Annotated in this window: 16 protein-coding genes; 2 read left to right on the top strand and 14 right to left on the bottom strand. The window is 67.8% G+C overall.

The window, feature by feature from the left end; translation table 11 throughout:
• Positions 1-7: 7 nt before the first annotated feature.
• The 6 genes from BW981_RS22455 to BW981_RS04725 form a co-directional block, all read right to left on the bottom strand.
• Positions 8-244, bottom strand: coding sequence for a hypothetical protein (locus BW981_RS22455; RefSeq protein ID WP_076436581.1), 237 nt, complete (start codon positions 242-244; stop codon positions 8-10).
• A gap of 35 nt (positions 245-279) precedes the next feature.
• Positions 280-1,458, bottom strand: coding sequence for an ABC transporter permease (locus BW981_RS04745; protein ID WP_076436580.1), 1,179 nt, complete (start codon positions 1,456-1,458; stop codon positions 280-282).
• A gap of 2 nt (positions 1,459-1,460) precedes the next feature.
• Entirely contained in the window at positions 1,461-2,546 is a 1,086-nt protein-coding gene (locus tag BW981_RS04740; protein ID WP_076436578.1) for a microcin C ABC transporter permease YejB, read from the bottom strand.
• 7 nt (positions 2,547-2,553) lie between these two features.
• Complete coding sequence (locus BW981_RS04735) at positions 2,554-2,946, bottom strand: DUF4260 domain-containing protein (RefSeq protein ID WP_083712141.1); 393 nt, start codon at positions 2,944-2,946, stop codon at positions 2,554-2,556.
• 5 nt (positions 2,947-2,951) lie between these two features.
• Entirely contained in the window at positions 2,952-4,820 is a 1,869-nt protein-coding gene (locus tag BW981_RS04730) for an extracellular solute-binding protein (RefSeq protein WP_076436576.1), read from the bottom strand.
• A 162-nt stretch (positions 4,821-4,982) separates the two neighbouring features.
• Positions 4,983-5,525 (bottom strand): c-type cytochrome, encoded by a 543-nt coding sequence (locus tag BW981_RS04725; RefSeq protein WP_076436575.1) that lies wholly within the window; start codon positions 5,523-5,525, stop codon positions 4,983-4,985.
• A 201-nt stretch (positions 5,526-5,726) separates the two neighbouring features.
• On the opposite strand from BW981_RS04725, the gene BW981_RS04720 reads away from it, so the two are divergent.
• Positions 5,727-6,458 carry a 3-deoxy-manno-octulosonate cytidylyltransferase gene (locus BW981_RS04720; protein WP_076436573.1) on the top strand — a complete coding sequence of 244 codons (732 nt, stop codon included), beginning with the start codon at positions 5,727-5,729 and terminating at the stop codon, positions 6,456-6,458.
• 22 nt (positions 6,459-6,480) lie between these two features.
• Positions 6,481-7,335, top strand: a complete 855-nt coding sequence (locus BW981_RS04715) for a prephenate dehydratase (protein WP_076436572.1) — start codon at positions 6,481-6,483, stop codon at positions 7,333-7,335.
• An 8-nt stretch (positions 7,336-7,343) separates the two neighbouring features.
• Here the strand turns inward: BW981_RS04715 and BW981_RS04710 are convergent, their stop codons facing one another.
• The 8 genes from BW981_RS04710 to BW981_RS04675 form a co-directional block, all read right to left on the bottom strand.
• On the bottom strand, positions 7,344-7,844 hold the full coding sequence (locus BW981_RS04710) for a hypothetical protein (RefSeq protein ID WP_083712140.1): 501 nt from the start codon (positions 7,842-7,844) through the stop codon (positions 7,344-7,346).
• Positions 7,841-8,239, bottom strand: a complete 399-nt coding sequence (hpxZ, locus tag BW981_RS04705) for an oxalurate catabolism protein HpxZ (protein ID WP_076436570.1) — start codon at positions 8,237-8,239, stop codon at positions 7,841-7,843. The genes BW981_RS04710 and hpxZ overlap by 4 nt, the downstream gene beginning before the upstream one ends.
• Positions 8,236-9,411 (bottom strand): amidase, encoded by a 1,176-nt coding sequence (locus BW981_RS04700; protein WP_076436569.1) that lies wholly within the window; start codon positions 9,409-9,411, stop codon positions 8,236-8,238. The genes hpxZ and BW981_RS04700 overlap by 4 nt, the downstream gene beginning before the upstream one ends.
• Before the next feature lie 43 nt (positions 9,412-9,454).
• Entirely contained in the window at positions 9,455-10,411 is a 957-nt protein-coding gene (nudC, locus tag BW981_RS04695; RefSeq protein WP_076436567.1) for an NAD(+) diphosphatase, read from the bottom strand.
• Positions 10,412-10,488: 77 nt separating this feature from the next.
• Positions 10,489-11,376: a 3-hydroxyisobutyrate dehydrogenase gene (gene mmsB, locus BW981_RS04690; protein ID WP_076436565.1), complete on the bottom strand. Its 888-nt coding sequence runs from the start codon at positions 11,374-11,376 to the stop codon at positions 10,489-10,491.
• Complete coding sequence (locus BW981_RS04685) at positions 11,373-11,684, bottom strand: hypothetical protein (protein ID WP_076436564.1); 312 nt, start codon at positions 11,682-11,684, stop codon at positions 11,373-11,375. Before BW981_RS04685 ends, mmsB begins: the two co-directional genes overlap by 4 nt.
• A 9-nt stretch (positions 11,685-11,693) precedes the next feature.
• Entirely contained in the window at positions 11,694-12,842 is a 1,149-nt protein-coding gene (locus BW981_RS04680) for an isobutyryl-CoA dehydrogenase (protein WP_076436562.1), read from the bottom strand.
• Positions 12,843-12,878: 36 nt separating this feature from the next.
• Complete coding sequence (locus BW981_RS04675) at positions 12,879-14,375, bottom strand: CoA-acylating methylmalonate-semialdehyde dehydrogenase (protein ID WP_076436561.1); 1,497 nt, start codon at positions 14,373-14,375, stop codon at positions 12,879-12,881.
• Positions 14,376-14,436: the final 61 nt, after the last annotated feature.

The raw sequence follows: 14,436 nt of genomic DNA, 5'->3' as shown, positions 1-14,436 counted from the left end.
CGCGCCGCTAGCTGTCCCACTCGTCCCGCAGCTTTCGTACCCGCTCAACAGGGTCATCGACCGATGGGACGAGTTGGCGGCGGTGTTCGAGCAATTCGCGAACGGCCGCGGCGCGTGCGGTGCTTCTCGATTGATCTTCTTCAGTCTCAATGACGACTGTCACCGTCCTCGCCAACCCCAGCTCTGCCCTCAGATCCTCGGGCAGCCGCTCGACCGGATAGTGCTCGCGCACAATCTTGTTCATCGCCTCTCTCCTCGTAGGCGATCCTAGCACACTGGTCATGCGAACGTCTTCCGCGGGTCGAAGGCGTCGCGTACCGCCTCGCCGATGAAGATCAGCAGCGAGAGCATCAGCGCGATCACCGCGAAGCCCGAAAGCCCGAGCCAGGGCGCCTGGAGGTTGGCCTTTCCCTGCGCGAGCAATTCCCCCAGCGAGGGCGAGCCGGGCGGCAGGCCGAAGCCGAGGAAGTCGAGCGAGGTCAGCGTCGTGATCGAGCCGTTGAGGATGAAGGGCAGGAAGGTCAGCGTCGCCACCATCGCGTTGGGCAGGAGATGGCGCCACATGATCGTGCGGTTGGAAAGGCCGAGGGCCCGCGCCGCCCGCACATATTCGAAGTTGCGCGCCCGCAGGAACTCGGCGCGCACCACGCCCACCAGCGAGACCCAGGAGAACAGCAGCAGGATGCCGAGCAGCACGAAAAAGCTCGGTGTGATGATCGCCGCGACGATGATCAACAGGTAGAGCGCGGGAATCGAGGTCCAGATCTCGATCAGCCGCTGGAAGATCAGGTCGGTCCAGCCGCCGAAATAGCCCTGCACCGCGCCGGCCGCGATGCCGATCACCGAGGAGAAGCCGCACAGGATCAGGCCGAACAGCACCGAGATGCGGAAGCCGTAGATCAGCCTCGCCACCACGTCGCGGCCCTGGTCGTCGGTGCCGAGCCAGTTCCATTCGAGGTCGCGGCAGGTCGCCCCGCCGGTCCGCTCGGCAATGGGCCTGCACTGCTCGTCCTTCAGCATCCAGGTCGGCGGGGCGGGGGCCGGGACGGGCAGGTCGAGATTGTTGGTGTTGTAGCGGTAGCGGATCGGCGGCCAGATCGCGAAGCCGTTCGCCGCGATCTCCTTGGCGATGACCGGGTCGCGATAATCGGTGGTGGCGAGGAAGCCGCCGAACTTCTCCTCCGGATAGTTCACCGCGACGGGGAACAGCCACTCGCCCTTGTAGCTGACGAGCAGGGGCCGGTCGTTGGCGATGAGCTCCGCGACCAGGGAGAGCAGGAAAAGCGCGAGGAACAGCCAGAGCGACCACCAGCCGCGGCGGTTCGCCTTGAAGTTGTCGAGCCTGCGGCGGTTGATCGGGGTCAGCTTCAGCCAGCCCTGCCGGGCTTGCGCGGGCGCGAGCGGCGCCTCGCTGCTGAGGCCCGGCGGCGGCGGGGGGGCAAGCAGCGTGTCGCTCATCCTCAGGTCTCCCGCGTCTCGAAGTCGATGCGGGGGTCGACCCAGCTATAGGTGAGGTCGGTGACGAGGTGCACGACGAGCCCGATCAGCGAGAAGATGTAGAGATTGGCGAAGACCACGGGATAGTCGCGGTTGACGATCGCCTCGAAGGACAGGAGCCCGAGCCCGTCGAGCGAGAAGATGGTCTCGATCAGCAGCGAGCCAGCGAAGAGCGCGCTGACGAAGGCCCCCGGAAAGCCCGCGATCACGATCAGCATCGCATTGCGGAAGACGTGCCCGTAGAGCACGCCGCGCTCCGACAGGCCCTTCATCCGCGCCGTCAGGACGTACTGCTTCCGGATCTCGTCGAGGAAGGAGTTCTTGGTCAGCAGCGTCGATGTCGCGAAGGCCCCGAGCGCCATCGCCGTCACCGGCAGGGCGATGTGCCAGAGATAGTCGGCGATCTTGCCGAAGAGGGAGAGCTGCGCCCAGTTGTCCGAGGTCAGCCCCCTGAGCGGAAAGATCTGCCAGAACGAGCCGCCGGCGAAGAGCACGATCAGCAGGATCGCGAACAGGAAGCTCGGGATGGCGTAGCCGACGATGACGACGGCGCTCGTCCAGGTGTCGAAGCGCGAGCCCTCCCGCACCGCCTTGCGGATGCCGAGCGGGATCGAGATCATGTAGGAGAGCAGCGTCATCCACAGGCCGAGCGAGACCGAGACCGGCAGCTTCTCCTTGATGAGCTCCAGCACAGGCGCACCGCGGAAGTAACTCCGGCCAAAATCGAAGCGGGCATAGTCGGTCAGCATCTTCCAGAAGCGCTCGGGCGCCGGCTTGTCGAAGCCGAACTGCTTCTCCAACTCCTTGATGAAGGCGGGGTCGAGCCCCTGCGCGCCGCGATAGGCGCCGCCGTCTCCCTGCGCGCCGGCATCGCCCGCCTGTCCGCCGCCGACCCGGTCGGCGGCTCCGCCATTGGGGTTCTGGAGCTGCGAGATCACGCGCTCCACCGGCCCGCCCGGCGCGAACTGCACGATGACGAAGGAGATCAGCAGGATGCCGAACAGGGTCGGCACCATCAGCGCGATGCGGCGGGCGATGTAGCTCAGCATGCGCCGGTCACGCCTTTGCCGCCGGGCCGATCAGGCCGAGATGGGTGTGGCCGAAGCCCGCCGCGTATTTCAGGCCATAGCCGAGCGCGCGGTCGATGCCGATATGCGCCCCCCAGATGCACGCCAGCGCGAAGCAGAGCGCGCTGCCTGCCAGATGCCCCGCAGCGGCCAGAAAGACCGGTCCGAGCCAGCTATGTCCCGCATTGTAGACGAACGCGCCGAGGCGCGGCCCCGCGACATAACCCAGCATGGTGAGGTCCGGGCTCAGCAGCAGGATGGCGAAAAGCCACCAGGAGAAGCCCGCCCCGGCGAAGAGCCAGATGCAGATCGCCCCCAGCACGGCCCCTTCGAGCCGCAGGATCAGCGAGAGTGAACCCGGCAAGCGCGCTGTTGGCTGCATCGTCCTCACGCCTTTCCGATCCGCTTGGCTTTCTCGACGTCGAACCACCAGGTTCCGGGCGCACCCGAGCCGAATTTCGGCTTGGTCCGTGGCCGGTCGAACATGTCCCAATGGGCGATCCAGGTCTGGTCGTTCCACCACATCGGGATCCAGTAGCGCCCGGCGCGCAGCAGGCGGTCCAGGCATTTGGCGGCGACCACGACCTCGGCATAGCTCCTGGCCTGGCCGATCGTCTCGATCACCGCGTCGATGGCGGGGCTGGCGATGCCGGCGAGGTTGCGCGAGCCCGGCGTCTTCGCCGCCTGGGAGCCATAGACGATGCGCAGCGAATCGCTCGGGATGGCGCTGCCGGAGAGGGCCTGGCTGACGATGTCGAAGTCGAATTCCTGCGTGCGCCGCTGGTATTGGGCCGGATCGACGAGGCGCGAGGTGGCCTTGATGCCGAGCTTTTTCAGATTCGCCTGGAAGGGCTGGGTGTGCGGCTGCAGCGCCGGGCTGGAATCGAGGAACTCGATCTCGAAGGGCTGGCCGTTCGGCAGTTTCAGCACGTTGCCGTCGCGCTTGCAGCCCGCGGCGCGCAGCATCTCGTCGGCCTTGCGCAGCAGCGCCCGATCGCTGCCGGAGCCGTCCGAGACCGGGGGCAGGAAGGGCTCGCCGAAGACCTCGTCCGGCACCTGGCCCCGGAAGGGTTCAAGCAGGGCGAGCTCCTCCGGCGAAGGCTTGCCGACCGCCTTGGAATCGGAATTCTCGAAATAGGACGTCATGCGCTCATAGGAGCCGAACATGATGGTCTTGCGCGTCCATTCGAAATCGAAGGCGAGGCCCAGCGCCTCGCGGATGCGAGGATCGGCGAACTTCTCGCGCCGCAGATTGAACAGCCAGCCCTGTGAGGCGACCGGTTCGGTCTTGCGCAGAGCCTCCTTCTTGACCTTGCCCTCCTTCACCGCCGGGAAGTCATAGCCCGTCGCCCAGATGCGCGAGGTGAACTCCTCCTGGAAGGTGATGATGCCGCTCTTGAAGGCCTCGAACGCCACCTGGCGGTCGCGGAAATACTCCCAGCGCACGCGGTCGAAATTGTTCTGGCCGATATTCACGGCCAAGTCCTTGGCCCAGTAGCCGGCGACACGCTCGAATTCGATGAAGCGGCCCTGCTCGAAGCGGCCGACCTTGTAGGCGCCCGAGCCCAGCGGCGGCTCGAGCGTCGAGGCGGTGAAGTCGCGCGTCGACCAGTAGGCTTGCGAGAAGACCGGCAAGCCCGCCACGATCAGGTGCAGGTCGCGGCTGCGCTTGGGCCCGAGCTTGACCACGGCGATGTCGTCGCCCTCGGCCTCGGCCGAAACCACCTCCCCGAGCAGCAGGCGGAAGGAGGGGTGGCCCTTGGCCTTGAGGATGTTGAGCGAGAAGGCCACGTCGCGCGCGGTGACGCGCGAGCCGTCGTGGAACCGCGCCTCGGGGCGCAGGCGGAAGCGATAGGTCAGGCGGTCGGGCGAGACCGCGACGCTCTTGGCGAGCAGGCCGTAGAGGGCGCCCGGCTCGTCGGCGGAGCCGGTCATCAGGCTGTCGAAGCAGGCATCCATGCCCGCTGCGCCATCGCCCTGAAGCACGAAGGTGTTGAGCGTGTTGAAGGTGTCGAAGCTCTGGTTGCCGGATGCCTGCTTGATCTGCAGCGTCAGGGTGCCGCCCTTGGGAGCGCGCGGGTTCACATAGGCAAAGTGCGGGAAGTCGCGCGGCAGCGCCAGCTCACCGAAAACGGAAAGGCCGTGAGCCTCGGCATCTTGCGCCTGCGCCGACCCGGGCAGCCCCGGCAGGACGGTCGTAGCCGCCATGACGCCTCCGGCTTCCATCAGCCTGCGGCGTGTGATGCGCATCGCCATCGTCTCGCGTCTCCTTCGTCCGATTCGCCGCTCCCTTGTCGCCCGCATGGGCCGGAACGGCAATGCCGGCATTCTCGCCATGGTGATGGCGGGAGCAGGGCACGACAAGCAAAAGCCGGGCGCGAGGCCCGGCTTTAAAAGCGTTCAGCGATGCGGGAAGCCTCAGGGCTTCGGCAGCGGCTTCGGCGAATCCGCGAGCGTATTCAGATAGGCGACGACATCGGCGCGTGTCTGCGCGTTGCCGATGCCGGCGAAGGACATCGCGGTGCCCGGCACATAGGCCTTGGGGTTCTTCAGGAAGTGGTCGAGGCCGTCGGCGTCCCACTTCTTGTCCGTGCGGCCCTTGAGCGCGGCGGAATAGGCGAAGCCCTCGACCGTGCCCTCGTTGCGCTCGTAGACGCCGTAGAGATGCGGGCCGACCTTGTTGGCGCCGCCCTTGTCGAATGTGTGGCAGGCCTTGCAGGCGGCGGTGGCCTTCTCGCCCTTGGCGACATCGGCCTTGGCCAGGCGCTCGACGATCGGCGGGTCTTCCACAGCGGCCGCAGGAGCGGCGCCGCCGGCTGCCGGCTCGGCGCTCGGCAGGTCGTAGCCCGGCACGGCCGGCTTGTGCGGGGTGAACACGATGCCGGACACCATCTGGAGCCCCATCACCACCAGCAGGGTGGAGAGCAGCGCGCCGGCGACTTTGTTGGCCTCGATATTCATCGTATCCGAACCCTGAAGCCTGCCGCAGCGAAGATGCGTCAGACGAGATTGCGCAATGCCGGACCTTGGAAGGGCTCCAGCCTCGATGCTGCTTAACCGCTTTGCGCGCCCGATTGCAACTCGTATAAGCGCGCTTCCATCGAGACTTTTCGACGCTTCGCGCCCGCCGGCACGAGCCGCCGACCGGACCCGCCGACGCACATGCAGAACCCGTTGATCCTGATCCCTGCCCGCATGGAGGCGACACGCCTGCCGGGCAAGCCGCTCGCCGACATCCATGGCGAGCCGATGATCGTGCATGTCTGGCGCCGGGCGATCGCCTCCGGCGCGGGAGACGTCGCCGTCGCGACGGATTCGCCCGAGATCGCCGCGGCCGTCGAGGCGGCCGGCGGCAAGGCGGTGATGACCAGCGCCGCCCACCAGACCGGCTCCGACCGCATCAAGGAAGCCGCCGACATTCTGGACCCGGAGCGGCGCTACGACATCATCGTCAATGTCCAGGGCGATTTTCCGACGCTTGCCCCGTCCGCCATCGCGAAATCGGTCAAGCCGCTTGCGGACCCGAAGGTGGATATCGCCACCCTCGCCGGGGAGATTTTCGACGAGGAGGAGAAGACGGCACCGAGCGTGGTCAAGCTCGTCGGCAGCGAGATCGCGCCCGGCCATCTGCGCGCGCTCTACTTCACCCGCGCCACCGCGCCTTACGGAGACGGCCCGCTCTACCACCATATCGGGCTCTACGCCTATCGCCGCGCGGCGCTGGAGCGCTTCGTCAGCCTGCCGCAATCGCCGCTCGAGCTGCGCGAGAAGCTGGAGCAGCTGCGGGCGCTGGAGGACGGCATGCGGATCGACGTGATGATCGTCGATCATGTTCCGCGCGGCGTCGACACCCCTCCCGATCTGGACCGTGCCCGCGCGGCCCTGAAGTCCTGAACCAGAGTTCGGAAAGCCTGCCATGACCTTCGTCGTATCCTATCAGGGTGAGCCCGGAGCCTTCTCCTCGCAGGCCGCCCTCCAGGTGTTTCCGGATTGCGAGCTTCTGCCTTGCGCCACCTTCGAGGACGCGCTCGCCGCCGTCAGCGACGGCACGGCCCGCTACGGCATGATCCCGATCGACAATTCGATCGCCGGCCGCGTCGCCGACATCCATCATCTGCTGCCGCGCTCGGGCCTGCACATCATCGGCGAGCATTTCCTGCCGATCCGCTTCCATCTGATGGGCGTCGAGGGCGCGACGCTGGCGACGGTGAAGACCGTGCAGAGCCATATCCATGCGCTCGGCCAGTGCCGCAAGATCATCCGCAAGCTCGGCCTCAAGGCCGAGGTCGCGGCCGACACGGCCGGCTCCGCCCGCCAGGTCGCGGAGGCCGGCGACGTGACCCGCGCGGCCATCGCCCCGCGCATCGCGGCGGAGGTCTACGGCCTCAACATCCTGATGGAGGACATCGAGGACGAGAAGCACAACACCACCCGCTTCGTCGTGCTCTCGAAATATCCGGAATATGCCCGCCAGGGCGGCGCCCGCACGGTGACGACCCTGATGTTCCGCGTCCGCAACATCCCGGCCGCGCTCTACAAGGCCATGGGCGGCTTCGCCACCAACGGCATCAATATGACCAAGCTCGAAAGCTACATGGTCGACGGCCTGTTCTCGGCGACGATGTTCTACGCCGATGTCGAGGGTCATCCGGACGACCCGGCGCTTCGCCGCGCGCTCGACGAACTCGCCTTCTTCTCCAAGGAGGTGAAGATCATGGGCGTCTATCCTGCGAGCGAGTTCCGCTCCACCATCGAGGAGCCGGCTGAGTAGGGCGGCGCTCAGGCGCGCGTCGCAACCAGAAGCCGGCGGCGCTCGAGATCCTTGGGGCGGCCGAAACGCGTCAGGATCTCCTGCATCTCCTGCCGTTCGGGCGCGTAGAGGACGGTGCTGTCGATCACGATGGCGAGGCGTGTGATCGGCTTCAAGGGCGCCCAGCCGTCACCGTCGTGCAGATGGAAGCCGGCCATGAACTCCACCGGAAGAGGAGTCTCGTTCCAAGTCACTAAGGCCGACGAGCGGAAGCGTGGATGCGGCGACTTGCGAGCCTGGACAAGGCCGAGGCGGGCGCTGATCCGCGCCGCATCGCATTCGCTCAGGACGACATCGACATCCGCCACGGCAATCGATCCTGCTCCATGCAGGGCCACGGCGGCGCTGCCGATGATCCACCACGGCTCGGACGCGGCCTGCATGACCGAACCCACGAGCCGGAGGGTCGCGCGAAGCTCTTCGGGGAGCTTCGGCGATACGGCCTCCGGCGGGTCCGCCGCGGTGGTCATCCCCGCGGCTCCAGCGTCGAGACATGGGCCGAGACGACCTTCCAGCCGAGACCTGGAAAGCGCACCCAGGTCTGGCTCTGGCGGCCGATCGCGTCGCGCCCGCGCAGCTTGAATTCGAGGTTCACGGTCGCGACATCGCGCCCGAGCGTCAGGATTTCCAGCCTGATCCGTTTCTCCTTGCTGCCGGGGCCGGGCGGGCGGGCGACGCGATGGGCGTGAATCTCGTCGAAGCCGTAGCCGTGCTCGCTGAAGGCGTAGCGGATGGTGTGCGGGCTGTTCCAGAAGGTCCGGTCGAGCACCTCGACATTCTTGTCGATCAAGGCCTGCTCGTACTCCTCGAACAGCGCGCTGATCTCGGCCACGACATCAGGCAGGTTCGGCGTCAGCTCGGTCACGCGGCATTCTCCATGGCGAGGGCGACGGCGAGCAGGGCGGCATCCGTCCCGCGCCCGCCGATGATCGAGAGCCCGACAGGCGCGCCGTCCACGCTCGCGCCGGGCAGGCTGACCTGCGGATGGCCGGCGAGCCCCCCTTGTGCACACAGGCAGGTGATGCGGTCGCGCACCGGCCTCAGCGCCGGCATCGACTGCCCGCGCAGCGGGGCGGGAAACGGCGTCGTCGGCAGGCACAGGATCGTACCCGGCGGCAGCAGATGGCGCAGCCGGGCACGGGCCTCCTCGCGCATCAGCGCGGCCCAGCCCTGATCGGCGGCGGAGACCTGCGAGCCGGCGATCAGCCCGGCGGCGACGCCGAAGGCCATGCGGGGATTGTGCTGCTCGATCCAGGGGCGGAAGGTGGCCCAGGCCTCGACCGGCTGCAGGCAGCGCTGCGCCCGCGCCCAGACCGACAGCCCTTGCGGTGCCATGATCTCCTCGCGCGGCGCCGACCCGACGACGCGCGCCAGCCGCTCGACCATCGGCCGCAGCGCCTGCGCCACCTCCGGATCGGCGAAGCCGAAGGCATCGACCGCGACGAGCAGCGTTGTCGGCAGCGGTCCCGGCTCCTCGCCCAGCATCACGCCGCCGACCTTGGCGAAGGTCTGCGCGTCGCGCGCGAACCAGCCGGCGGTGTCGGAACTCGGTGCCTGCGGCATCAGTCCGGTCAGGTCGAGCCGGCCATGGGTCGGGCGGATGCCGTAGAGCCCGCAGAAGCTCGCCGGCACCCGCATCGAGCCACCCGTATCGGTGCCGAGCGCGGTGTCGCACAGCCCCGCCGCGACCGCTGCCGCCGAGCCCGAGGAGGAGCCGCCCGGCACCCGCTCGGGCACGGCGCTGTTGATCGGGGTCCCGTCGAAGGCGCTTTCGCCGAGGATGCCGAGCGAGACCTCGTCGGTGATCGTCTTGCCGATCATGTCGGCCCCGGCGTCGAGCAGCCGCTGCACCGCCCAGGCATGCCGTTCCGGAATTGGTTGGGCGGCCGCCCAGTCGTGGTTGCCCCCGCCGGTCGGCACGCCGGCGACGTCGAACAGGTCCTTCACCGCGAAGGTGAGGCCGGAGAGTGGGCCGCCGGGCCGGCCGGCGACATGGGCGCGCGGCCCGGGGACGAAGGCGTGGACCGGGTCGCTCATGCAAGGCTCCGAGGGGATTCCGGGACAGGGGAGGGCGCTTGCCTCAGGGCTGCTCGCCCTCAAGGGCCCAGGCCCGCACCAGCGTGCTGGCGATGGCGATATGCTGCGGGCAGGCGAGGCCGTCCGGGTGGGTCCCCTCCAGCATCTGCAGCACCTCGCTGCGCGGGAACCAGCGCCCGTCCTCCAGCTCCGTCAGGTCGAGCGTGATCTCGTCGCCCAGCGCCTCGGCGATGCAGCCGACCATGATCGAGGAGGGGAACGGCCAGGGCTGGGAGGCCAGATAGCGCACCGTGCCGATGCGCAGGCCCGCCTCCTCCCAGCTCTCGCGCCGCACTGCGTTCTCGAGCGTCTCGCCCGGTTCGACGAAGCCGGCGATGCAGGAATACATGCCGGGCGCGAAGCGCGACTGGCGCGCGAGCAGGCAGCTCTCGCCGCGCGTCACCAGCATGATCACGACGGGGTCGGTGCGGGGGAAGTGCAGCGCGCCGCAGCTCGTGCATTCGCGCCGCCAGCCCGAGGCGCCGGCGATGGTGGGGCCGCCGCACTGCGCGCAGAAGCGGTGCCGGGCGTGCCAGTCCAGCACGGCCTTGGCCTCGCCGAGCGGGCCGACCTCCTCGGTCGGGACCATTCCCTTGAGAGCAATGGAGCGCAGGTCCGTCAGCATCAGCTCAGGCCGCGCCGTCAGCGGCTCGATCAGGGACCGGTCCAGCAGCCGGCCGAAGCGGGGCGAACCGTCCTCCGCCATGCCGAGGAAGATTTCCTCCAGCGCCGGGCCGAGCATCTCGGTCTCGCCATGCGTGAACCAGATCGAGAGCTGGTCCTCGCCCGTGCGGTTGAGCACCGGCGTCTCGCCCGCGACGGCGGCGATCCGCGTATCGGAGCGGTGCCGCAGCGCCGTGACCGCATCGGGCTTGTTGCGCAGGTCCTCGCGCCGGTCGAGCCGGTTATCCGCGAAACCGGTCAGGGTGGAGCGTTCGCGGCGGAGCGTGGCGTCGGTCATGGCAAGGGTCTAAACCGGCCCGGCGGCGGCACGCAAGCGCGCAGCGCGCGGACGGCCTTGCGTCTGGTTATTGCCCTTCAGGCCTTGTCATGGCCCCGCAGCAGATCGATGATCCCGGAGAAATCCGTGCCGCCCTCGCCCCAGCCATTATGCAGCCCGAAGAGTTGCGCGGCAGCGGCGCCCAGCGGCGTCGAGGCACCCGCGCCCTGTGCCGCCTCCTGCGCCAGCTTCAGGTCCTTCAGCATGAGCGCAGAGGCGAAGCCGGGCTTGTAGCCGTTATTGGCCGGCGAGGTCGGGACCGGCCCCGGAACCGGGCAATAGGTCGTCAGCGACCAGCACTGGCCCGACGAGGTCGAGGCCACGTCGAACAGCGCCTGGTGCGACAGGCCGAGCTTCTCGCCCAGCACGAAGGCCTCGCAGACGCCGATCATCGAGATACCGAGGATCATGTTGTTGCAGATCTTCGCCGCCTGTCCGTTCCCGGCCGGGCCGCAATGCACGATCTTGCGGCCCATCTTGGCCAGGATCGGCTCGCCGCGGTCGAAGGCATCCTCCGCGCCGCCCACCATGAAGGTCAGCGCGGCGCCCTTGGCTCCTCCGGTGCCGCCCGAGACCGGCGCATCGAGCGACGGGCAGCCATGCTCGGCGGCCAGCGCATGTGCCTTGCGGGCGCTCTCGACATCGATCGTCGAGGAATCGATCAGCAGCGTGCCGGGCTTCACAGCCGGCAGGATGTCGCCCCAGACCGAGAGCACATGCTTGCCCGCCGGCAGCATCGTCACCACGATTTCGGCCGCCGAGACGGCCTCCTTCGCCGAACCGGCGATGCCGACGCCGAGCTCCGCCGCCGCTTGCCGCGAGGCCTCGACGAGGTCGAAGGCCGTGACCTCATGCCCGGCCTTGACCAGGTTCCCGGCCATCGGGCCGCCCATATTGCCGAGACCGATGAAGGCGATGCGGGTCATGGTCGCTCCTCTTGCTTATCGTTGTGCTGGCTAGAAAGCGGCATTGCGATCCTGATGCCGTGGTCTATTTCCGTCCGCTGCAATGCCGAGCGCGTGAGGCGCGCATCATTGGCGTCTCGCGATCGGGTCTCTTTTGTGTTGACCCAGCCCGCGTAGAGCCAGCAACAACACCAACCGACCACAGCACCGCCCATCCCGACGATCACGGTGGATTTGTCCAAACCAAACAACCTGGCGAGGATGGCAGCAGCTGCGCCCATGCTGGCCACGCCGATCGCTTGGGTCGCCATGGTACGCAGGAAGCCCATCGTCTTCCCTCAATTCCCCTTCGCCCGGCCGACCAGCCCGCGCGCGACGATCATCCGCATCACCTCGTTGGTGCCTTCGAGTATCTGGTGCACGCGCAGGTCGCGGACGATCTTCTCGATGCCGTAATCGGCGAGATAGCCGTAGCCGCCATGGATCTGAAGGGCGTCGTTGGCGACGGCAAAGCCGGTATCGGTCGCGACGCGCTTGGCCATGGCGCAGAGCTTGGTCGCATCGGGCGCCTTGGCGTCGAGCGCCGCCGCCGCGCGCCAGAGCAGGGTGCGCGCAGCCTCCAGTTCGGTCGCCATGTCGGCAAGCTTGAACTGCAGCGCCTGGAAATCGGCGATGGCCGAGCCGAAGGCCTTGCGCTCCTTGGCATAGGCGATCGACCTGTCCAGCGCGCTCTGCGCCCCGCCGATGGAGCAGGCGCCGATGTTCAGCCGGCCCCCGTCGAGCCCCGCCATCGCGATCTTGAAGCCGATGCCCTCGGGGCCCAGCCTGTTGGCGACGGGCACGCGGCAGTTCTCGAAGATGACGGCCCGCGTCGGCTGGGCGTTCCAGCCCATCTTCTTTTCCTCGGCGCCGAAGGAGAGGCCCGGTGTGCCCTTCTCGACGACGAGGGTCGAGATGCCCTTGGGTCCGGCCTCGCCGGTGCGCGCCATCACGACATAGAGGTCGGAAACGCCGGCGCCGGAGATGAACTGCTTCTGCCCGTCGAGGACATAGGTGTCGCCGTCGAGCACGGCCTTCGTCTTCAGCGCGGCGGCGTCCGAGCCGGCGCCGGGCTCGGTCAGGCAATAGCTCGCCAGATGCTCCATCGTGCAGAGCTTCGGCAGGAAGCGCTGGCGCTGCTCGTCCGCGCCGTAGCGGTCGATCATCCAGGCGCACATGTTGTGGATCGAGATATAGGCCGCGACCGTCGGGCATCCTGTCGACAGCGCCTCGAAGATCAGCGCCGCATCCAGCCGGCTCAATCCCGAGCCGCCGACGTCTTCCTGGATGTAGATGCCGCCCATGCCGAGCGCGGCGGCGGCACGCATCTCCTCGACCGGGAAATGCTTCTCCTCGTCCCAGCGTGCCGCATTGGGCGCGAGGGTTTCCGTGGCGAAGGAGGTGGCCATCTCCTGAATGGCGAGCTGATCCTCGGACAGCGAGAACATGGCCACCTCGTCTTTGCTTGTTCGTCTTGGCTTGCGTCAGTTCATCGTCGGGATGACGAAGCTGGCGCCGTCCTTGATGCCGCTCGGCCAGCGCGCCGTCACCGTCTTGGTCTTGGTGTAGAAGCGGATCGAGTCCGGGCCGTGCTGGTTGAGGTCTCCGAAGGAGGAGCGCTTCCAGCCGCCGAAGGTGTAATAGGCCAGCGGCACCGGAATCGGCACGTTGATGCCGACCATGCCGACCTGCACCTTGGAGGCGAAGTCGCGCGCCGCGTCGCCGTCGCGGGTGAAGATCGCGGTGCCGTTGCCGTATTCGTGGTCGTTGGTGAGCTTCAGCGCTTCCTCGTAGCTCTCGGCCCGAACGACGGAGAGCACGGGCCCGAAGATCTCCTCCTTGTAGATGCGCATGTCCTTGGTGACGTTGTCGAACAGGCAGCCGCCGACATAGAAGCCGTTCTCGTAACCCTGCATCTTGAAGTCGCGCCCGTCGACGGCAAGCGTCGCGCCTTCCTGCACGCCGAGGTCGATATAGGAGCGGATCTTCTCTTCCGCCGCCTTGGTGACGACCGGACCGTAATCGGCGGACGAATCCGTGGAGGGGCCGATCTTCAGGCTTTCGACGCGCGGGATCAGGCGCTTCACCAACTCGTCCGCGGTGGCCTTGCCGACGGGAACAGCCACCGAAATCGCCATGCAGCGCTCGCCGGCCGAGCCGTAGCCGGCGCCGATCAGCGCATCGACGGCCTGGTCCATGTCGGCGTCCGGCATGATGACCATGTGGTTCTTGGCGCCGCCGAAGCACTGCACGCGCTTACCGGCCGCGCAGCCGCGGGCGTAGATGTACTCGGCGATCGGCGTCGAGCCGACGAAGCCCACCGCCTTGATCTCGGGATGGTCGAGGATGGCGTCGACCGCCTCCTTGTCGCCGTTGACGACATTGAGGATGCCGGGAGGTCCGCCCGCCTCGATGAACAGCTCGGCGAGGCGCATCGGCACGCCGGGGTCACGCTCGGACGGCTTCAGGATGAAGGCGTTGCCGCAGGCGATGGCGGGGCCGAGCTTCCACAGCGGGATCATGGCCGGGAAGTTGAACGGCGTGATGCCGGCGCAGACGCCGAGAGCCTGGCGCAGCGAGTAGATGTCGATGCCGGGGCCGGCGCCGTCCGTGAACTCGCCCTTCATCAGGTTCGGCACGCCGAGCGAGAACTCGACCACCTCGACGCCGCGCTGAATGTCGCCCTTGGCATCCGCGATCGTCTTGCCGTGCTCGCGGGCGAGCAGTTCGGCCAGCGCGTCGTTGTTCTGGGCGATCAGGTCGAGGAACTTCATCAGTACGCGGGCGCGCCGCTGCGGATTGACTGCGGCCCATTTCGGCTGGGCCGCGGCGGCGTCGCGCACGGCGGCGTCGAGTTCGGCGGCAGAGGCCAACGCGACCTTGCCGATCACGCTGCCGTCCATCGGCTGGTAGATGTCGGAGGTGCGCCCCGAGGTGCCGGCGACATGCTTGCCGCCGATGAAATGCCCGACCTGACGCATCGCGCCCTCCCTACGAACTGATGGTTCGGTAATCCTGATCATTCCCTACCATTCTCGTTTT

This window comes from Allobosea sp. TND4EK4 (genome assembly GCF_900156025.1).
Classification (GTDB): domain Bacteria; phylum Pseudomonadota; class Alphaproteobacteria; order Rhizobiales; family Beijerinckiaceae; genus Allobosea.
Note: the sequence above shows the minus strand (reverse complement) of the source record. Positions and strands in the feature narration are given on the sequence as shown.

Excerpts from the sequence above, each read along its gene's own strand:
- BW981_RS04730 (WP_076436576.1), bottom strand. The coding sequence starts at position 4,820 with ATGGCGATGCGCATCACACGCCGCAGGCTGATGGAAGCCGGAGGCGTC.
- BW981_RS04720 (WP_076436573.1), top strand. The coding sequence starts at position 5,727 with ATGCAGAACCCGTTGATCCTGATCCCTGCCCGCATGGAGGCGACACGC.
- BW981_RS04740 (WP_076436578.1), bottom strand. The coding sequence starts at position 2,546 with ATGCTGAGCTACATCGCCCGCCGCATCGCGCTGATGGTGCCGACCCTG.
- BW981_RS04725 (WP_076436575.1), bottom strand. The coding sequence starts at position 5,525 with ATGAATATCGAGGCCAACAAAGTCGCCGGCGCGCTGCTCTCCACCCTG.
- BW981_RS04745 (WP_076436580.1), bottom strand. The coding sequence starts at position 1,458 with ATGAGCGACACGCTGCTTGCCCCCCCGCCGCCGCCGGGCCTCAGCAGC.
- BW981_RS04710 (WP_083712140.1), bottom strand. The coding sequence starts at position 7,844 with ATGACCACCGCGGCGGACCCGCCGGAGGCCGTATCGCCGAAGCTCCCC.
- BW981_RS04715 (WP_076436572.1), top strand. The coding sequence starts at position 6,481 with ATGACCTTCGTCGTATCCTATCAGGGTGAGCCCGGAGCCTTCTCCTCG.
- mmsB (WP_076436565.1), bottom strand. The coding sequence starts at position 11,376 with ATGACCCGCATCGCCTTCATCGGTCTCGGCAATATGGGCGGCCCGATG.
- BW981_RS04735 (WP_083712141.1), bottom strand. The coding sequence starts at position 2,946 with ATGCAGCCAACAGCGCGCTTGCCGGGTTCACTCTCGCTGATCCTGCGG.
- BW981_RS04680 (WP_076436562.1), bottom strand. The coding sequence starts at position 12,842 with ATGTTCTCGCTGTCCGAGGATCAGCTCGCCATTCAGGAGATGGCCACC.
- nudC (WP_076436567.1), bottom strand. The coding sequence starts at position 10,411 with ATGACCGACGCCACGCTCCGCCGCGAACGCTCCACCCTGACCGGTTTC.
- BW981_RS04675 (WP_076436561.1), bottom strand. The coding sequence starts at position 14,375 with ATGCGTCAGGTCGGGCATTTCATCGGCGGCAAGCATGTCGCCGGCACC.
- BW981_RS22455 (WP_076436581.1), bottom strand. The coding sequence starts at position 244 with ATGAACAAGATTGTGCGCGAGCACTATCCGGTCGAGCGGCTGCCCGAG.
- BW981_RS04700 (WP_076436569.1), bottom strand. The coding sequence starts at position 9,411 with ATGAGCGACCCGGTCCACGCCTTCGTCCCCGGGCCGCGCGCCCATGTC.
- BW981_RS04685 (WP_076436564.1), bottom strand. The coding sequence starts at position 11,684 with ATGGGCTTCCTGCGTACCATGGCGACCCAAGCGATCGGCGTGGCCAGC.